Raw genomic sequence first — 15,410 nt, 5'->3', positions numbered from 1 at the left:
GAAGACTAGCAGGTTCGGGAAGCGACGGTTAGCTGTCTTTGGCGCGCTCCCGGGCGCGTCGTGGCGGTCCGGGAGCGCGATGCGCCTCAGGCTGCCCGCAGCGCCGCATCCAGATCCTCGAGCAGGTCGTCCACGTCTTCCAGGCCGACCGAAAGCCGAAGTGTTCCTGCGCCGATGCCGAGCTCCGCCCGCGCCTCGTCCGTCAGGTTCTTGTGCGTGGTCGTGGCCGGATGCGTGATCAGGCTCTTGGCGTCGCCGAGATTGTTGGAGATCTTGACGATCTTCAGCCCGTTGACGAAGCGGAACGCCTCGGCTTTGCCGCCCTCGACGTCCAGACATATCAGCGTCGAGCCGCCTCGCATCTGCCGCTTGATCAGATCTGCCTGCGGATGGTCGGGCCGGCCCGGATAGATGAGCCGCGCGATCGATTTGTGTTCGGCGAGGAAGTCGGCGAGGCGGGCAGCGCTTTCGGTCTGCTGCTTGACGCGCACCGGCAGCGTCTCGAGGCCCTTCAGCAACGTCCATGCATTGAACGGCGAAAGGCTGGGGCCCGTATGCCGGAAATAGTCGTGCAGGTTCTCGTCGATCCATTTCTTGTCGGAGAGAACGACGCCGCCGAGGCAGCGGCCCTGGCCATCGATATGCTTGGTTGCCGAGTACACGACGACGTGGGCGCCAAGTTCCAGCGGCTTCTGCTGCAGCGGTGTCGCGAAAACGTTGTCGACGACCAGCCGGGCGTCGATCGCACGCGCGATCTTCGCGACGGCCGCGATGTCGATGACCTCCAGGGTCGGGTTGGTGGGGCTTTCGAGGAAGAAGAGCTTGGTGTTCGGACGCACCGCCTTTTCCCAGTTGGCGATGTCGGTTCCGTCGACCAGTGTCGACTCGATCCCGTAACGCGGCATCAGCGTCTCGATGATCCAGCGACAGGAGCCGAACATGGCACGCGCTGCGATCACATGGTCGCCGGCCTTGAGGCTGCAGAGCAGCGCCATGGCGACCGCGGCCATGCCCGAACCTGCGGCGCGCGCCTCCTCGGCTCCCTCCAGAGCGCACATGCGGCGTTCGAACATGTCGACGGTGGGGTTGGCGTAGCGCGAGTAGACGAAGCCTTGGGTCTCGCCCTTGAAGCGCGCCTCCGCAGCTTCCGCCGTGTCGTAGACGAAGCCCTGCGTCAGGTAGATCGCCTCCGACGTTTCACCGAATTCCGACCGCAGCGTGCCGCCGTGGACCAAGGCGGTCTGTGGCCGCCAGCTCTTCTCGATCTTGCTCATCGCCTAAACCCAAAAAACAAAAAAACCGGCCGCAAAAGTCGCGAACCGGTTTCATCTCGGCCCTTTAGCGACTTGTTTAACGTGGCTGCAAGCCGACCGGCAAATCACCACGGGATAACTTTCCCTTAACGCTGGCTCATGCTTGCGTCAACGTCTTTGATCATGAAAGGTCCCGCGCCAAACAATGGAGCAAACGGCTTGCGGCAGACAGGCATTCTTCCAGACGAGGCTATCCAGGCGCTGTTCGCCTCCGGTGCGCTGGCCTCGGCGCGGCCTCTTGATGGCGATCAGATCCAGCCGGCCAGCCTCGACCTTCGCCTGGGCGAAAAGGCCTACCGGGTTCGGGCCAGCTTCCTTCCGGGACCCGGCAGCCTGGTCGCCGACAAGTTGGACCGGCTGAAGCTGCACGAGATCGACCTGACCCAGGGCGCAGTCCTGGAGACCGGTTGCGTCTACATCGTGCCGCTGCTGGAGACGCTGGCGCTGCCGTCGGACATCTCGGCTTCGGCCAACCCGAAGAGTTCGACCGGCCGGCTCGATATATTCACCCGCGTCATGACCGATCGCGGCCAGGAGTTCGACAAGATCGCCGCGGGCTATCACGGGCCGCTCTACATCGAGGTCAGCCCGCGGACGTTTCCGATCGTCGCGCGCGCCGGCTCCCGCCTGTCGCAGATCAGGTTCCGCACCGGCCAAGCGATGCTGTCGGAAGCCCAACTCGCCGATCTTCATCAACGCGAGACGCTCGTCGCCGTCGATCAGCCCAACATAACCGGCGGCGGCATCGCACTGTCGATCGACTTGCGCGGCGGCAGCGACGACCTCATCGGCTACCGCGGCAAGCACCACACGGCGGTCATCGACGTCGACAAGCGGGCCGCACATGACGTGCTCGATTTCTGGGAGCCGCTCTACGGTCGCGGCAGCGGCGAGCTGATCCTCGATCCGGACGAGTTCTACATCCTCGTCTCGCGCGAGGCGGTGCACGTGCCGCCCCTCTACGCGGCGGAGATGACTCCCTTCGATCCGCTGGTCGGCGAGTTCCGCGTCCACTATGCAGGCTTCTTCGATCCTGGCTTCGGCCATTCGGCGGCCGGCGGCACCGGCAGCCGCGCCGTCCTCGAGGTGCGCAGCCATGAGGTGCCGTTCATCCTAGAACATGGCCAGATCGTCGGCCGTCTCGTCTACGAGCACATGCTGGCGCGGCCGAAGGCGCTCTACGGGGTCGACCTGGGCTCGAACTACCAGGCGCAGAACCTCAAACTGTCGAAGCATTTTCGGTCCTGAGACCCGGAGTTGGGAGCACGCCATCACGGTGAGCCGAGGGCAACCATTGGCCCAGAGGCCATGGACGCTGGCGTGACTGCCGAAAGCGGCCTATGAAATCGCCGCCAAATCCCGGAGCGCAATCATGTTCGAAACCTTGCAGCCGGCCGCGCCGGACAAGATCCTGGCCCTCATCGGCCTGTTCCGCGACGATCCGCGCCCCAACAAGGTCGACCTGGGCGTCGGCGTCTACAAGGATCCGGAGGGGCGCACGCCTGTCATGCGCGCGGTCCGCGCGGCGGAGCGGAGGCTCTACGACGAGCAGGGCTCGAAGAGCTATGTGGGCCTCGCGGGCGACCCCGGTTTCAACACCGCCATGGTCAGTCTCGTGTTCGGGCCCGGCGCCGACACGTCGCGCCTGCGTGCGGTCCAGGCTCCGGGCGGTTCCGGTGCGCTTCGCGTCATCGCAGAACTGCTGCATCGTTCGCGTCCGCAAGCCACCGTCTGGATTTCCGATCCGACGTGGCCGAACCACGTGCCGATCCTGAATGCGGCCGGGCTGAAGACCGCCTCCTATCCCTATTTCGATGCCGCCACCGGGACGGTGCGTTTCGATGCGATGATGGCGGCGCTCGGCGACGCCGCAGCAGGCGACGTCGTTCTCCTCCACGGCTGCTGCCATAATCCGACCGGCGCAGATCTCACCCATGCCCAGTGGAGCGCGCTCGCGGACCTGCTGGTCGAGCGTCAACTGTTTCCGTTCGTCGATATCGCCTACCAGGGCTTCGGCGACGGCCTCGATGCCGACGCTGCCGGATTGCGCCTGCTCGCCGCCCGGGTGCCGGAACTCGCGGCCGCCTCGAGCTGCTCCAAGAACCTTTCCGTGTACCGCGACCGTGTGGGAGCTGCGATACTTCTCGGCCGCACCCCGGCGGAGGCCGACACGGCGCTCAGCCAATTGCTCTCGGTTGCCCGCGGAATGTATTCGATGCCGCCCGACCATGGCGCTGCGGTGGTGCGCATCATCCTGTCCGATCCGGCGCTTCGCGCCGAATGGGAGGGCGAGCTGGACGAAATCCGCGCGCGCATGATCCGCCTGCGCGAGGGTTTTGCGGATGCGCTCCGCCGACAGTCCAACTCCGACCGGTTCGATTTCGTGGCCCGTCATCGCGGCATGTTCTCGCGTCTTGGCCTGACCGTCGAGCAGGTGGCGCGGCTGCGCGAGAAGCATGGCGTCTACATGGTGGACGACAGTCGCATCAACGTCGCCGGACTGCCGGACGACCGCCTCGACGATCTGGCCAAGGCGGTGGTTTCGGTCCTGGACTGACCGACCGCCTCCAGGACACGGAGTATGTCCGCCATTCCCCGGCCATGCTCCTTGGCGACATTTGTCGCCGTTGACGGACCGCGCGCCTCGGTTCGTCGGGCAATGCAGCGCAGTTGGAGTGACGAATGGCTGACCATGGTTCCGTGCTGGCGGTAATTCCGGCGCGCGCAGGGTCCAAGGGACTGCCGGGCAAGAACATCATCGATTTCCACGGCCGCCCTCTCATCGAATGGACCATCCGCGCCGCGCGCGAGTCCGGGTGCTGCGACACCGTGCTGGTGTCGACCGACGGCCAGGATATCGCCGACAAGGCCATCGAAGCGGGTGCGTTCGTGCCCTGGCTGCGGCCTGCCCACCTGTCGGACGACAAGGCGTCGTCGATATCCGTCGTGCTGCACGCACTGGAGCAGTTTCCAGCAAGGACGGTGATCCTGCTGCAGCCGACCTCTCCGCTACGCACTGCGACCGACATCTCGGCCTGCTTCGATCTTCACGTGGCGACGGGACGGCCGGTGGTTTCGGTCTCCCCGGCAAAGCCGTGGCTGTTTGCCAAGGCCGCGGATGGCCGGATCAGCCCTGCGCTCGAATTTGCCGCCCAGCGTCAGGACGCCGAGTTCGTCGCACCCAACGGGGCGGTCTATGTGTTCGACGCCGATTACCTGCGGTCGGGCAGGACATGGTGGGAGGACGCGGTCGCCTATACGATGCCGGTCGAGCGGTCGATCGACATCGATACGCCCCACGATCTCGCCGTCGCGAAAGCGCTCTTCGCTTAGACATCGCCCGACGAGGCAGGGACGCGCAACTGGCGAAGTCCGCACCAGGTGAGAACCGCCCCGGCGGCCTCAAGCCAGCACACGAACTGCTAGCTGCTAGCATTCGAAAGACGTTCTTCCAGAAGGGCAGTGGGAGAAAGGAGGAGGCGCTGACGCGAGGTGCAGCCCCGCTACGCGAAACGCGCGAGGCGAAAAGCGCCGAAAACCGAGGCTTGTCGGCTCTTGTTTGACGTTGTTGGAGAATGCACTGGAGCGGGTAGCGGGAAGGGAACCCGCTCACTAAAGTGCTGATTTAAAATCAAAATCTTTGTGGATAAGGCATGAATACCGTAATCAATACCGAATATACTCAGACCCGTTGCTCGTGAGGATTACCTGCCAGTAAAGCGGACCAGCAAGCGATGGCGGCCGGTAACTCTGGTCGCCAAATGCAATATGACGTTAGCCGCCATGGTGCACAGGAAGGTTGTTGCTGATGAGGATATGAAACAAGCCGAGGTAAGCCTTGCAAGAAAGGGTGAATTGCCGACGTGACAGATGCAGTTAGTTAGCAGCCCCCTGCCCTGCATTTGCCAGTTGTGCGTTGACGAAATCCCGGAGTGACTTAACAGCGGCAACGTAGTTGTTCAGATGTCCGATGTCGATTGACTTGGTGCGATGATTGCCTTGTCCCTGCTGCACGTTGTTCCTATCCGCCTTGTGGACAATGTTGTGCCTTCGCTCAATCATCGCAGCGAGGCCTCTGAAATCGTGAGCTTCGACGGTCTGCTGCGGAACTCCGCAAGTCCGTATTGCCTTCACTACATCGCCAACGTCATTAAAACTCGAATAGGCTTCCAGATACTCAGTCGCAGATTGTCTGATCAGTTCCTCAACGGTCTTCCCACGATGGGCAACAAGAGAGCCTAACTGAAAGTTTGCCGGATGCTTCTTCCCGGTACCCGCGAGCGGAAAGGTATCTATCACCTCCTTGGCACTCGATGGAGCACGCCAGATAAGTAGAGACCGCAGAAACTCTTCCATTGAAGCATGCAGGAGAACCAATGCGGCACGCAGCATATCAGTATCGTTCAGAGCTTTCCTGCCCGGTCTTGGTGGACCGTACCGTGAGGTCAGATTTTCGACACGAACCAGATTCGCATTCAATAGCTCGATGATTTGCTCAAGCAATGACCCCTCCCTACGCCACCTGTTGTCACGGGCCTCATTCTCTGCTTTTGCGAGCGCCCCGCATCACCTGATCTCAGCCGCGTGTGCCCCGCTTTGCCTGCCCGGCTTGCGCTAGGTGGCGTCCTTTGGGATCAGGAGCATCTGGTCGGAATCGACTTTTAGCATCTTGCTGCTTGCCAGACTGCTTAGCTTCGAGAATGAAGCAGCCGCGCCGGTAGCAGTCGAGCCCAGCGCCAAGGACACTTCTTCTCACTATTCCTAGCTACCCACCACAGCTTTGCAAATGACTGGCGCGCCGGCGGCAAAAACCCGCTCACAGGGAAAGTGGATCGCTTAGGTATTTGACGCCACACGATCCCGTCCCAATGATTGGGGCTGACGCCCGTGGCGCTCTCGAATTACGTGTCTTCAGGGAGAATGCCCACCGTTCTTGGCTGCACGCCGCGTGCTTTCTAAAATGATCTGTTCACGCACTGTGGCCTTCGAAAGTCGACACTTCCGCAGGTGGCATGCTGCCACTAAGCAAGCGGCAGCTAATGAAGCATCTCGGTATGGAGAGACAGACTGTATGTCCGACTTCGATGATCTACGACTGTTGCCATACTATCTCAACAGCCGACGCCTCTCAATCCTCGCGGGGTTGGAGCCACCACCGGACGCACAAGTCTCGTTAGCGCAAAATTCCAGAGCGCGTGTTGTGGCGATGAACCAAATGGGCAATCTGGCAGAGCGGTTGTTGCGGACCGGTAAAGTCCCAAACCTAACCGAAAAGTCTCCAAGCATAGGCTCGGAAGGTGAGCGCATTCTCGGCTTCGTATGGGGGGTGTTCACATTTCGCGGGGCGTCACAAGCCATCGGTCGCGAGCACGATGGTAAGCCATTCAAGAATGCCACTTTTTCGGGGAGCATCCCCCTAGGAAATGAGATGTTCGAGGTGCAAGGGGAACTGCACAATGATCATTTCTATTCGATAAGCGCGCCGGGGATGCTCAGCGGTAAGCGACGCATGTTGGTCGCGGGTGGGTTTCAGTTTGAAGGACCTAACATAGAAGCCTTCCCCTACATCGTTGGCGAGGTGTCCAAGGACTTCGGCCTCCTGTCTGTGTCTTGGTCATCTTCAATTCGCGTATATCCCAGCCAAATAGACCAATTTAGCAAAATTCGTACGGCCAGAGTGACGAGCGCCGAGGTCGCGAGTGTTCGGAAAATTCCTGAAGAAGACGTCAAAAATGCGCTCTCTGAGATAATCGGTGAGCCATTTACATCGAAGGATTGGGGTGGTGAATGGTCGGATTTGCTGACGTCGCGACTTACGATTGACGGCCTCCCGGCCACGGCAGCGTTCATATTGAAGGGGCCGTCGCTACCCCGAGAGATGCACCCCAAGGACATGGGCAGGCGTGGGGACCAACTTATTCGCGCCTTCAATGAACCGGCTGACCTTGTGGTCGTGCAGCATTGCAATAAAATTGCCAACACCGTGGTGAAAAATGCGGAGGGGCTTGCGTATGACCTTCGGAGGCCCCGGAGGTATTGCATCATAGACGGCTCAGATACCGCTCTAATTTTAAAGGCATATGGGAAACTGCCATCCTAGGTAATTATTCGCTCACCACTGAAATGAAAGACGGCGTGTCGAAGTCAGTCTAACGAAATCCGATCTCTCTGCCACTTCGTCGCGCAGGGAGTTGATTTCAAGCTTTGGGAGAACCCACACTTCACCCATACTATTGTTGGACGTAACTAAGCTGCGCTGCACATAGCTCACTGGCTGTTTCAAGTGCGTTAGTGTCGTCTGCATCGAAGCGTGGACCTCAAACAATCCTCCCATTTCTTCCGCAAAAAATCCACCGTCCGCCGAATGATCCAAGAGAAGCGTCAACCTGTTTCTATCGATGAAACAACCTCGAAACCGGTAAGCTCGATGGTCCGACTGTGCTCAATTGCATTCAGTCGTTGGGCTTGTCCTACAAGCAGGTCGAGTTGGACGCCGACGCTCTCCAACGCGCTTGCAATCCGCTCGCGGGGGATGCCGTTTACGCGCATCATTTGCAGGCCCGCAAAGAATGAACGGCTGACTTCGCACCGCTCGCAGATCAGATCACCAGCGGTGGGGTAGTCTGTTTCTTCAAGGGGCGCTGCCACGGCATTCTCCATGTGGAGTCCATTTTCGTAGAGAAGCCTACGGACTGTTAGGTGGTTATGGGTGAGCTCCATGTGCTGCCGGCCAAGAGGGTCGGTAGCGAGCATTTCACGCGTTGCATCATGCAATGTTGAGAAAAGTGCGAGCGCCGTAGCTCGTTGGTTTTCGAACACGACTGTCTGGCGAACGTCCTGAATGTAGTCGACGAGATTGATGCCAAGCGCGATTATAAATTGGATCGTTTCCGAAGCTTGTCTCACGCCGTCGTCGTAAGCACCGTCGTACCAATCGAAAGCATGGCCGTGCTCGGCGATCTCGCGCAATGTCAGTGTCCGGCGCCACAGATCAGCGAAGGCGATTGCGACACTCTGGTCGAATAGTGCAGCTGCCAGCACGCGAGTTCCGAACGCATCAGGGTTTTTGCCCCAGAGGACGAATAGGGTCGGGAGCTCCCGCATGCGCCTACCACTTTCGCCCCCGAAGAAATCTTCCGGCTGATTGGGGAGCATTTGTAGGAGGAGTTCCCGTCCGGGAACGGGTTGGTTATGTTCCTGCGCAGCGAGTATGCGAACGGCCTCTAGGCAAAGCTCGTCCTCAGGCGCGATATCTGCGGATCGCATGTTCAGCCATGCCGACGACTCGGATGATCGCACCAATTCTTGGACCGTAAGCCAAGCTGGCCGGGCTCGGCTGTTGGCATCGGGAAAGTTCAAATGTTCTCCGTTGAGCTGCGACAGAATCAAGCGAAACAACCAGCCGCTCCAACGCAAGGCGGCTGCCGGACCGTCCGATCTAGCCCAAACGGCTGCCGCAACGTGTTTGGCGAGATCCACCAGTCGCGCATCGCGATGCCCAATCTCGTCTTCGGTCAAATTGTGATAGCCGACCCCGCTACGAATCGCCTCTTGGGCCGCGAGCAGAAGCAGAGGCAGCAGCACTCGCCCGTTCCAAGCGCCATCGGTTTCGAAGGCAGGAAGCGCTGCCTCCACCAGCACTCTCCAATCGTCGAAACGGCGGTGAGGATTGAACGCACCGTTCTGCAGTATCAGCGCGGGCTGATAGGGGTCGCCAAGAGACTCGATGAGTTCAGTCGCAAATCCGATATCTATGGCTAGGAGTAGATCGAAAATGCACCAGTCACCACGGACCGGCATTATCGTGTCCAGCGACCGTAGGCCAAACCAGATTTCTTGCAGGTCTGGCTGCGCTTGCCACTGATGATGGATTAGCGACATCGCCGCCCGGTCAGCGCGGATTGCGGATGAGCTTGGCTTGTCTCTCATAAGATGCACTATTTTGTGAGCGATGTTACGAAGGTCATCGCGCAGGCTGGGTCGCTTTGAGATTCGACGCTTGACCAAGTCGACGAGAACCATCCGGGCTACGGGTCCGCTTCCAATGATCCGACCAACCAGTTGCCAACGCAAAACGGTTGGACGATTGCAGAACAAGGTGCCGGCTGCTTCCGCGAGCATCGCGCCGTCCATCGCCAAGCCGCTTTCGCTGTCGTCTTGCTGGAGGGCATCTACGACATCTGAAAGCGCATGCCTATCCAACCAATCCCGAAGCCGCGCAGCGTCAGGCGGACGAGGAAGTTCTTGGTTCCGATTTGCCTCTCGAAGGCAGGCTTCAACGAGCCCGCGGATGCTCGCGACCGCCGCCTGACGCCATGGCGCTGTCAGGTAGCGCGCAACTACCGCGTCCGCGACCTGCCGATAACGACCGGTATAATTGTCCTCATCGCTTTCTTCTTCCGGCCACTTCATTACGGCAATACCGCCGCGTTCCAGAGGCGCTCGAAATAGTCTACCGCGCCGGTATCGTGCGCGGGCCACCCGTAGCTGTAGGCATTGATCTCATGGTGCGTGCCGCCAACGTTTGCACCACAGTGCCACAGTTCGTCATCAATCAGAGCAAAACGATCATGCGGCAGACGCGCGCTCGCTCGACCCACTCGAAGCAGTCGGACGTCAATGGTGAAGGACTCGTTTCGCGGCGGTGCGCGGCGCTCATTTTGCAGCTGGCGCAGAGACGCAATCTGTTCTTCATACCCATCCTTGCCTGTCGTGAGCAGGCGGATGTCCTGCGCGGATGTCTGGCCAAGTACGCGCTCGAAGACCTGCGAGAAACTGCCTCTGGCGTTTTCGCCCGCCTTTAAGAGGTAGCCATCGATCAACCAGACACGGGACGCAGCAATACGAACGGCCGATACGAATTCTTCAGACCAAGCTCCGAACTCCCCGACAGTGTACCGCCAAATTTCTTCTTGAGGCGATGGAAAGCGAGCCAGATCGACACTGGAGTAGGCGCTGTCGAGGCTTGGCCACCTCAGCCTTGGTGTAAAGGTGCGAGTGGGTCGCGCTGGCGTGGCCACTTCTACTTGTATCGGCGGTGGAAGTACTATCATTGGCCGCGCCCCTCAATCGAGATCGACTTTGCTTCGGCAAACAGGCGCTCCAAGCGTTTGCGCACGGCGCCCGGATCCGGTAATTTAATCATAACACTGGCCCGCGTCCCTATCGTGTTTAGCGAATTTCCTGAGAGCCAAACATCGCCATCGATCAAGAGGAATCGGTCGTGAATTGGCGGTTTCTTCCCACCCCGCATGATCTTGATCTCAGGTGTGGGCAAGCCCCGTTTCGAGAAACTCCGTAGCGCTTCTCTGAACCCAGCTTGCATCATGCTATCGTTCTTGAACGGCAAGCTAGAAGTAAGCAGGCGAAGCTGGATATCGACGCGTGTAACGAAATGCCCGAAGTCGAAAAGGTCTTTTCCATCTGCATAAGGGTCGATGATGAGGACCGTTTCGCGGGCGTTGCCAATCCGGCCACGGATGAAGCTCAGCGCCGTATCGCGCCTGTCGAACCATTGTAGATCTTGGCGGCGGGCAAGCCGCTGTTGTTGCCGTCTCTCCGAGCTTTCGTAGAAGCGCGAGATAGCATCACGCGGGGTAGTGCTAGCAGATCGAAGGCCAATAGTATCAGTCGCACGTGTTACCTCATTGATATCATGAGCGACCGGCTTAGAGGCTTTGCGCCGTCCCTCTTGGGTCTCAATACGCACGCGTCGGCCGATAACTCCCATGTTGAGACCAATCGATCTGATGTATGGCAGCGCCTTCCGCTGATCGACCAGACCGCGTTCGATATGAGACAGGGCATGGCCGGTGTGCTCCAACTGATCGCTGGTGGGCACGATCACTAGAGTGTTTGCGACCTTTGAGGTGTTGAAGAGATGCATCGCACCGAATCGCTCTTCGAAGAGCGTCAAGGTCAGGTCGCGCAACGTACGACCACGGCGCGCCAAGACTTCTCCAACCAGATGCTCCTGTCCATCCGCGTTGCGCGTCATGAACGTACGGACGGCGCGTACGTCGGGATCAGGCACCACAAGCACCGCGCCACCGACCAGTTCATCATGACGTGCGACATCGAAGTGAATCCGCTGCCGTAGCCAAGTCCGCACATCGGGATCTTCAATCACGCGCTCGATAAGCGGTGTCCGCGCTGCAAGCTGACGGTGAACCCGTGCCGGACGGGCACCCGGGCCAATGAATGGTGTTGGATAAAAGTCGTCTGCCGATCCGAACAGCGTTGGGTCTGCTAAGGGCGTTGAGAGCGATGGCCATGTTGGCTCGTCAACCAGCGGCGCAGCTCTTATCGCTGTCCCGTCGTACTTCCCCCTCTCAGCTTCAAGTTGAGGTATTGGAAGCGTCGGATTTTGAGCCAGTGACCGATACCACGCCACTGCGCCCACTGCGTCCAGAGCTACTCGGCGAAATGCTAGGTTGAGATCAGTCGCCTTAGAACGATAAACGTGTGGCAAGCCCCTTTCGTTAGTCGGAGTGCTTTCAGGCACGGGCCGGCCTGCCGCAATCAACTCGATGCTAGCGAAGAGGAGGTAAGCATGCCCCCCACCAGAATTGTCACGAACAGTTGCGATTCGAACGATAGCACTATGATAAGCGTCGAGGTTCGATATCTGCTGGTCAATCAAATCGGGCTATCCTCTAAATGACGTCTTAGTCAATGAAAAGCGGCGGGAGACCGGCAGCCATTTAAGAACCAAGCGACTTGCCAACATCGGCACAACTGGCTGGAGGCGGAGATCAGCAAACAACAAGGTCATTGTCGACGCAAGTCGCGTGTGCAACGCGTCAACCATGCGCTCGCCGCAAGCGCTATGAAGCTCTCGAGGCGATCACCTCAAGGTATACCCGCATGTGACGGCGTGGTGTGACAGGCTGCGATGTAACATCTGGGTTGACACCGACTATTTGTGATAAGGTAGCCTCGGGCCTAAACCTTGAGGTGACACATGGCTCGTATTGGCTACGCACGCGTCAGCACGACCGATCAAGATCTCGACTTGCAGGTAGCGAAGCTGCAGGCTGAGGGTTGCAGCATTATTCGGTCAGAAAAGGTCTCCGGGGCTACTCGGCAGGGCCGAGCCGAACTAGCCACGATCATTGAGTTTCTGAGATTCGGTGACGAACTGGTGGTGACCCGGCTCGACCGGCTTGGCCGCGACACGCGCGACGTGCTGAACCTGATCCATGAGTGCGAACAGAGAGGTGCCTTCGTCACCGTGCTCGACCCGCATGTCTCGACGCGCGGTGGGATGGGGCATCTTGTACTGACGGTGCTGGGTATGGTCGCCCAGATGGAGCGGCGCTTCATCAAGGAGCGTCAGCGCGAGGGTATTGAGCTTGCCAAAGCGCAGGGCACCTACACTGGGGGCAAACGTCGACTTGATCGGCGGCGCATTACGGAAATGGCTGCGGCGGCCACGCCGGTGGCGAAGATAGCCGTCGCGATGGGTTGTTCACGGATGCAGATCTATCGAATCCTGAATGGTGGAACTGATGCCCGCTGAGCTATGGGCCTGAGCCGGGTGCGCTCAAAGAGCAGCTCAGACCCTTTCGGCATCTCACCAAATGAATCCGCTCAGCCTTTCCCCTTGCAACTTTAGCGCGGTAAACCCATATCGCAGACGGCTGACGATAGGAGAACCCTGACCGCCTCTGGGGCTACTTGGGGACACCATGTATCGGCATCTCGGAATACCGGGAAACCGACTGTTAGAAGACGACTTGCACGCAAGTGAAGGGCCGTCAGCTGTGCAGAGGAGGGTTGCCCATGGCATATTCTCGCTACATCCTTCGCCTCATTCGCAGGGTCGGGCCGAGCACGTATTGGATCATCATGATCTGCTACGCGCTTCTGAAGCTTGCGAATGAGGTTTTCTTCTACTCATGGCGATCCACAACTACGAGAGGCGCTTCGAGCTAAAGCCGGGTAAGTTCGTCTACATTCAGCGCAAGGACGCAGTTGTTAGGGGTCGAGCGGCGATCAAACAGATCCTAAAGCGATACAAGCCGCATCGGATTTTCTTTCACTTCAAACGTCACGGTGGCCACGTCGCGGCGCTGCGCATGCACCAAGGGAGCGCATTCTTCTCCCGATTCGACATCACGAACTTCTTTGGACAGGTAACGCGAACGAAGGTCTACCGCGCCCTACGCCAGACCGGTTTTCCTCAGCCGCGAGCGTTCAACATCGCTGTCGATGGTGTCGTGGTCGAGGGATTGAAGAAAGTCGTCCCGTATGGCTTCTGCCAGTCGCCGATGCTCGCGACACTGGTTTTGGAACTATCGCATCTGGGTAGCCAACTAAGGCAATTATCTGACGCAGGCTTCCTTGTGTCAGTTTACATGGACGACATCCTGATCTCTTGCGACGATCAAGTCGTTCTGGCCGAGGTATCTGATGCCGTGACCTCCGCCGCAGAGATGGCCGGTTTTCCCCTGTCGAAAAACAAGCTCGCAGTCGCGGTAGCAGGCGTCGATAGCTTCAACTGCCATCTGGCGGCAAAGAAAATCACTGTTCTTGACGACCGCATGCGGCAGTTCGTGGACGATCACGTTGTGGCGTCGGAAGCGGGAAAGGCTGCAATAGAGAAATATGTCGGAGCCTTGTCCAAGAACGAGTTGGCACGTCTTCAATCCCTGCTCTGACCTACATCTGCACCATCGCGGATGATGAACTGTGCCCGTTCAAGAAGCTCATCAAAAGTGATGATCTCTATCGAACGAGTATCACGTCTAGAGCGTCGGGCGTTCTGACTGAATCTAAGGGATTCTAGCAGCTGGGTTTTCGTGATTCACTTCGGTTGGAGGTGATTTGCGATGACCCGATCCTATTCGCTTGATCTTCGTGAGCGTGTTGCGGGCTTTGTGGGGCGCGGCGGGACGTGCCATGCGGCTGCGGCCCATTTCAGCGTTTCGGTGTCGTTCGTCGTCAAGCTGATGGCGGCGTATCGTGCGAGCGGCAGCCTCAAGGCAAAGCCGGAGGGCGGCTGGCGCTACTCGAAACTCGATCCGCACCGGGATTTCCTGGTGCGCCGGATCGCCGAGCAAGACGACATCACCATGCCGGAGCTGGCTTCCGAACTGGCCGGGCGAGACACGGTCGTCGCGCCGTCCTCGATCTCGCGCTGGCTGATCCGCAACGGCTACCGCTTCAAAAAAAACGCTGTCCGCCAGCGAGCAGGACCGGCCCGACGTCGCAGCCGCGCGCTAGGTGTGGGTCGCCCGCCAGCCGAGGATGCGGCTTGAACCCCATCGCCTGACGTTCATCGACGAGACCGGAACCACCACAAGGATGACGCGCCTGCGCGGCAGATGTCCAAAAGGCCAGCGGCTGCGCTCGAAGGCGCCGTTCGGGCACTGGAAGACCCAGACCTTCATTGCCGGGCTGAGATGCTTCGGCCTGACTGCGCCCTTCGTCGTCGACAGGCCGATGAACCGCTGCATCTTCGAAACCTATGTCGAGACCCAACTCGCACCGACGCTGTCCAAAGGCGACGTCGTCATCCTCGACAACCTCGCCGCCCACAAGAGCCCAAAGGCGCAGGCCGCCATCCGGGCGCGTGGCGCATGGATGCTGTTCCTGCCGCCCTACAGCCCCGATCTCAACCCCATCGAGATGGCCTTCTCAAAGCTGAAGGCTCACCTCAGGACGCGCGCCATCCGAACCATCGACCGCCTCTGGCAGGCCATCGGCGACATCTGCACCCTCTACCCATCAACCGAATGCCAGAACTACTTCAAGGCCGCCGGGTATGCCTGAATGCACGCCGCTCTAGCCCGAACGTGGTTCCCGCGGCGGCTTTAATCGCGAGTTGCTCGCGCTTCTTGGCTAGAGACGGATCGATCCCCTCGGCAAGTTTCCCCTTCGCGCGATCACGCAATTCGCGGGCATTCGCCAAGCCGAGCTGTGGATAAGTCCCCAAGGTGAGCGTTCTGCGCTTTCCGGCATAGCTGTAGTCGAGCCGCCACGACTTCACGCCGGTTGTAGAAATGTAGAGGTAAAGGCCCGCGCTATCGGACAACTTGCGGGGCTTCTCATCAGCCCTAGCGTTACGAGCCTGGATATCTGTGAGCGCCATCT

12 protein-coding genes, 1 pseudogene and 1 riboswitch are annotated in these 15,410 nt (G+C 59.4%); of the genes and pseudogenes, 7 read left to right on the top strand and 6 right to left on the bottom strand.

Annotated features, from left to right (window positions below; all coding sequences use genetic code 11):
• Positions 1-86 precede the first annotated feature (86 nt).
• Positions 87-1,274, bottom strand: a complete 1,188-nt coding sequence (locus tag PD284_RS21325) for an O-succinylhomoserine sulfhydrylase (protein ID WP_274630128.1) — start codon at positions 1,272-1,274, stop codon at positions 87-89.
• A 44-nt stretch (positions 1,275-1,318) separates the two neighbouring features.
• Positions 1,319-1,395, bottom strand: a riboswitch (SAM riboswitch).
• A gap of 41 nt (positions 1,396-1,436) precedes the next feature.
• Here PD284_RS21325 and PD284_RS21320 point away from each other — a divergent pair.
• The 3 genes from PD284_RS21320 to PD284_RS21310 all read left to right on the top strand — a co-directional run bounded on the left by PD284_RS21320 (position 1,437) and on the right by PD284_RS21310 (position 4,646).
• Entirely contained in the window at positions 1,437-2,561 is a 1,125-nt protein-coding gene (locus tag PD284_RS21320) for a 2'-deoxycytidine 5'-triphosphate deaminase (RefSeq protein ID WP_274630127.1), read from the top strand.
• Between the two features lie 124 nt (positions 2,562-2,685).
• Positions 2,686-3,870, top strand: a complete 1,185-nt coding sequence (locus PD284_RS21315; RefSeq protein ID WP_274630126.1) for an amino acid aminotransferase — start codon at positions 2,686-2,688, stop codon at positions 3,868-3,870.
• A gap of 125 nt (positions 3,871-3,995) precedes the next feature.
• The gene (locus tag PD284_RS21310) at positions 3,996-4,646 is read left to right on the top strand and encodes an acylneuraminate cytidylyltransferase family protein (protein ID WP_274630125.1); all 651 of its coding nucleotides are present in this window, start codon (positions 3,996-3,998) and stop codon (positions 4,644-4,646) included.
• 543 nt (positions 4,647-5,189) lie between these two features.
• Here PD284_RS21310 and PD284_RS21305 read toward each other — a convergent pair.
• On the bottom strand, positions 5,190-5,816 hold the full coding sequence (locus PD284_RS21305) for a hypothetical protein (RefSeq protein ID WP_274630124.1): 627 nt from the start codon (positions 5,814-5,816) through the stop codon (positions 5,190-5,192).
• Between the two features lie 568 nt (positions 5,817-6,384).
• Here PD284_RS21305 and PD284_RS21300 point away from each other — a divergent pair.
• Positions 6,385-7,413 carry a hypothetical protein gene (locus PD284_RS21300; protein ID WP_274630123.1) on the top strand — a complete coding sequence of 343 codons (1,029 nt, stop codon included), beginning with the start codon at positions 6,385-6,387 and terminating at the stop codon, positions 7,411-7,413.
• Positions 7,414-7,694: 281 nt separating this feature from the next.
• Here the strand turns inward: PD284_RS21300 and PD284_RS21295 are convergent, their stop codons facing one another.
• The 3 genes from PD284_RS21295 to PD284_RS21285 form a co-directional block, all read right to left on the bottom strand.
• Entirely contained in the window at positions 7,695-9,725 is a 2,031-nt protein-coding gene (locus tag PD284_RS21295; RefSeq protein WP_274630122.1) for a hypothetical protein, read from the bottom strand.
• Positions 9,725-10,135, bottom strand: coding sequence for a hypothetical protein (locus tag PD284_RS21290; RefSeq protein WP_274630121.1), 411 nt, complete (start codon positions 10,133-10,135; stop codon positions 9,725-9,727). Before PD284_RS21290 ends, PD284_RS21295 begins: the two co-directional genes overlap by 1 nt.
• A 227-nt stretch (positions 10,136-10,362) precedes the next feature.
• Positions 10,363-11,955: a VPA1262 family N-terminal domain-containing protein gene (locus PD284_RS21285; protein ID WP_274630120.1), complete on the bottom strand. Its 1,593-nt coding sequence runs from the start codon at positions 11,953-11,955 to the stop codon at positions 10,363-10,365.
• Between the two features lie 321 nt (positions 11,956-12,276).
• On the opposite strand from PD284_RS21285, the gene PD284_RS21280 reads away from it, so the two are divergent.
• The 3 genes and pseudogenes from PD284_RS21280 (at position 12,277) to PD284_RS21270 (ending at position 15,089) form a co-directional block, all read left to right on the top strand.
• Positions 12,277-12,834, top strand: coding sequence for a recombinase family protein (locus tag PD284_RS21280; protein WP_274630119.1), 558 nt, complete (start codon positions 12,277-12,279; stop codon positions 12,832-12,834).
• 379 nt (positions 12,835-13,213) lie between these two features.
• Positions 13,214-13,975 (top strand): reverse transcriptase domain-containing protein, encoded by a 762-nt coding sequence (locus PD284_RS21275; protein ID WP_274630118.1) that lies wholly within the window; start codon positions 13,214-13,216, stop codon positions 13,973-13,975.
• Positions 13,976-14,146: 171 nt separating this feature from the next.
• A pseudogene (locus PD284_RS21270) lies at positions 14,147-15,089 on the top strand (IS630 family transposase).
• On the opposite strand, the gene PD284_RS21265 reads toward PD284_RS21270, so the two are convergent.
• On the bottom strand, positions 15,067-15,408 hold the full coding sequence (locus PD284_RS21265) for an Arm DNA-binding domain-containing protein (RefSeq protein WP_274630117.1): 342 nt from the start codon (positions 15,406-15,408) through the stop codon (positions 15,067-15,069). The pseudogene PD284_RS21270 and the gene PD284_RS21265 overlap by 23 nt on opposite strands.
• Positions 15,409-15,410: the final 2 nt, after the last annotated feature.

This window comes from Mesorhizobium shangrilense, assembly GCF_028826155.1.
Lineage (GTDB): Bacteria > Pseudomonadota > Alphaproteobacteria > Rhizobiales > Rhizobiaceae > Arvimicrobium > Arvimicrobium flavum.
This window is presented reverse-complemented; position numbering and strand designations above follow the sequence as displayed.

What these genes read in the sequence shown, in the direction of transcription:
- PD284_RS21325 (WP_274630128.1), bottom strand. Translation starts at nt 1,274, where the DNA reads ATGAGCAAGATCGAGAAGAGCTGGCGGCCACAGACCGCCTTGGTCCAC.
- PD284_RS21320 (WP_274630127.1), top strand. Translation starts at nt 1,437, where the DNA reads ATGAAAGGTCCCGCGCCAAACAATGGAGCAAACGGCTTGCGGCAGACA.
- PD284_RS21315 (WP_274630126.1), top strand. Translation starts at nt 2,686, where the DNA reads ATGTTCGAAACCTTGCAGCCGGCCGCGCCGGACAAGATCCTGGCCCTC.
- PD284_RS21310 (WP_274630125.1), top strand. Translation starts at nt 3,996, where the DNA reads ATGGCTGACCATGGTTCCGTGCTGGCGGTAATTCCGGCGCGCGCAGGG.
- PD284_RS21300 (WP_274630123.1), top strand. Translation starts at nt 6,385, where the DNA reads ATGTCCGACTTCGATGATCTACGACTGTTGCCATACTATCTCAACAGC.
- PD284_RS21295 (WP_274630122.1), bottom strand. Translation starts at nt 9,725, where the DNA reads ATGAAGTGGCCGGAAGAAGAAAGCGATGAGGACAATTATACCGGTCGT.
- PD284_RS21280 (WP_274630119.1), top strand. Translation starts at nt 12,277, where the DNA reads ATGGCTCGTATTGGCTACGCACGCGTCAGCACGACCGATCAAGATCTC.
- PD284_RS21275 (WP_274630118.1), top strand. Translation starts at nt 13,214, where the DNA reads ATGGCGATCCACAACTACGAGAGGCGCTTCGAGCTAAAGCCGGGTAAG.
- PD284_RS21265 (WP_274630117.1), bottom strand. Translation starts at nt 15,408, where the DNA reads ATGGCGCTCACAGATATCCAGGCTCGTAACGCTAGGGCTGATGAGAAG.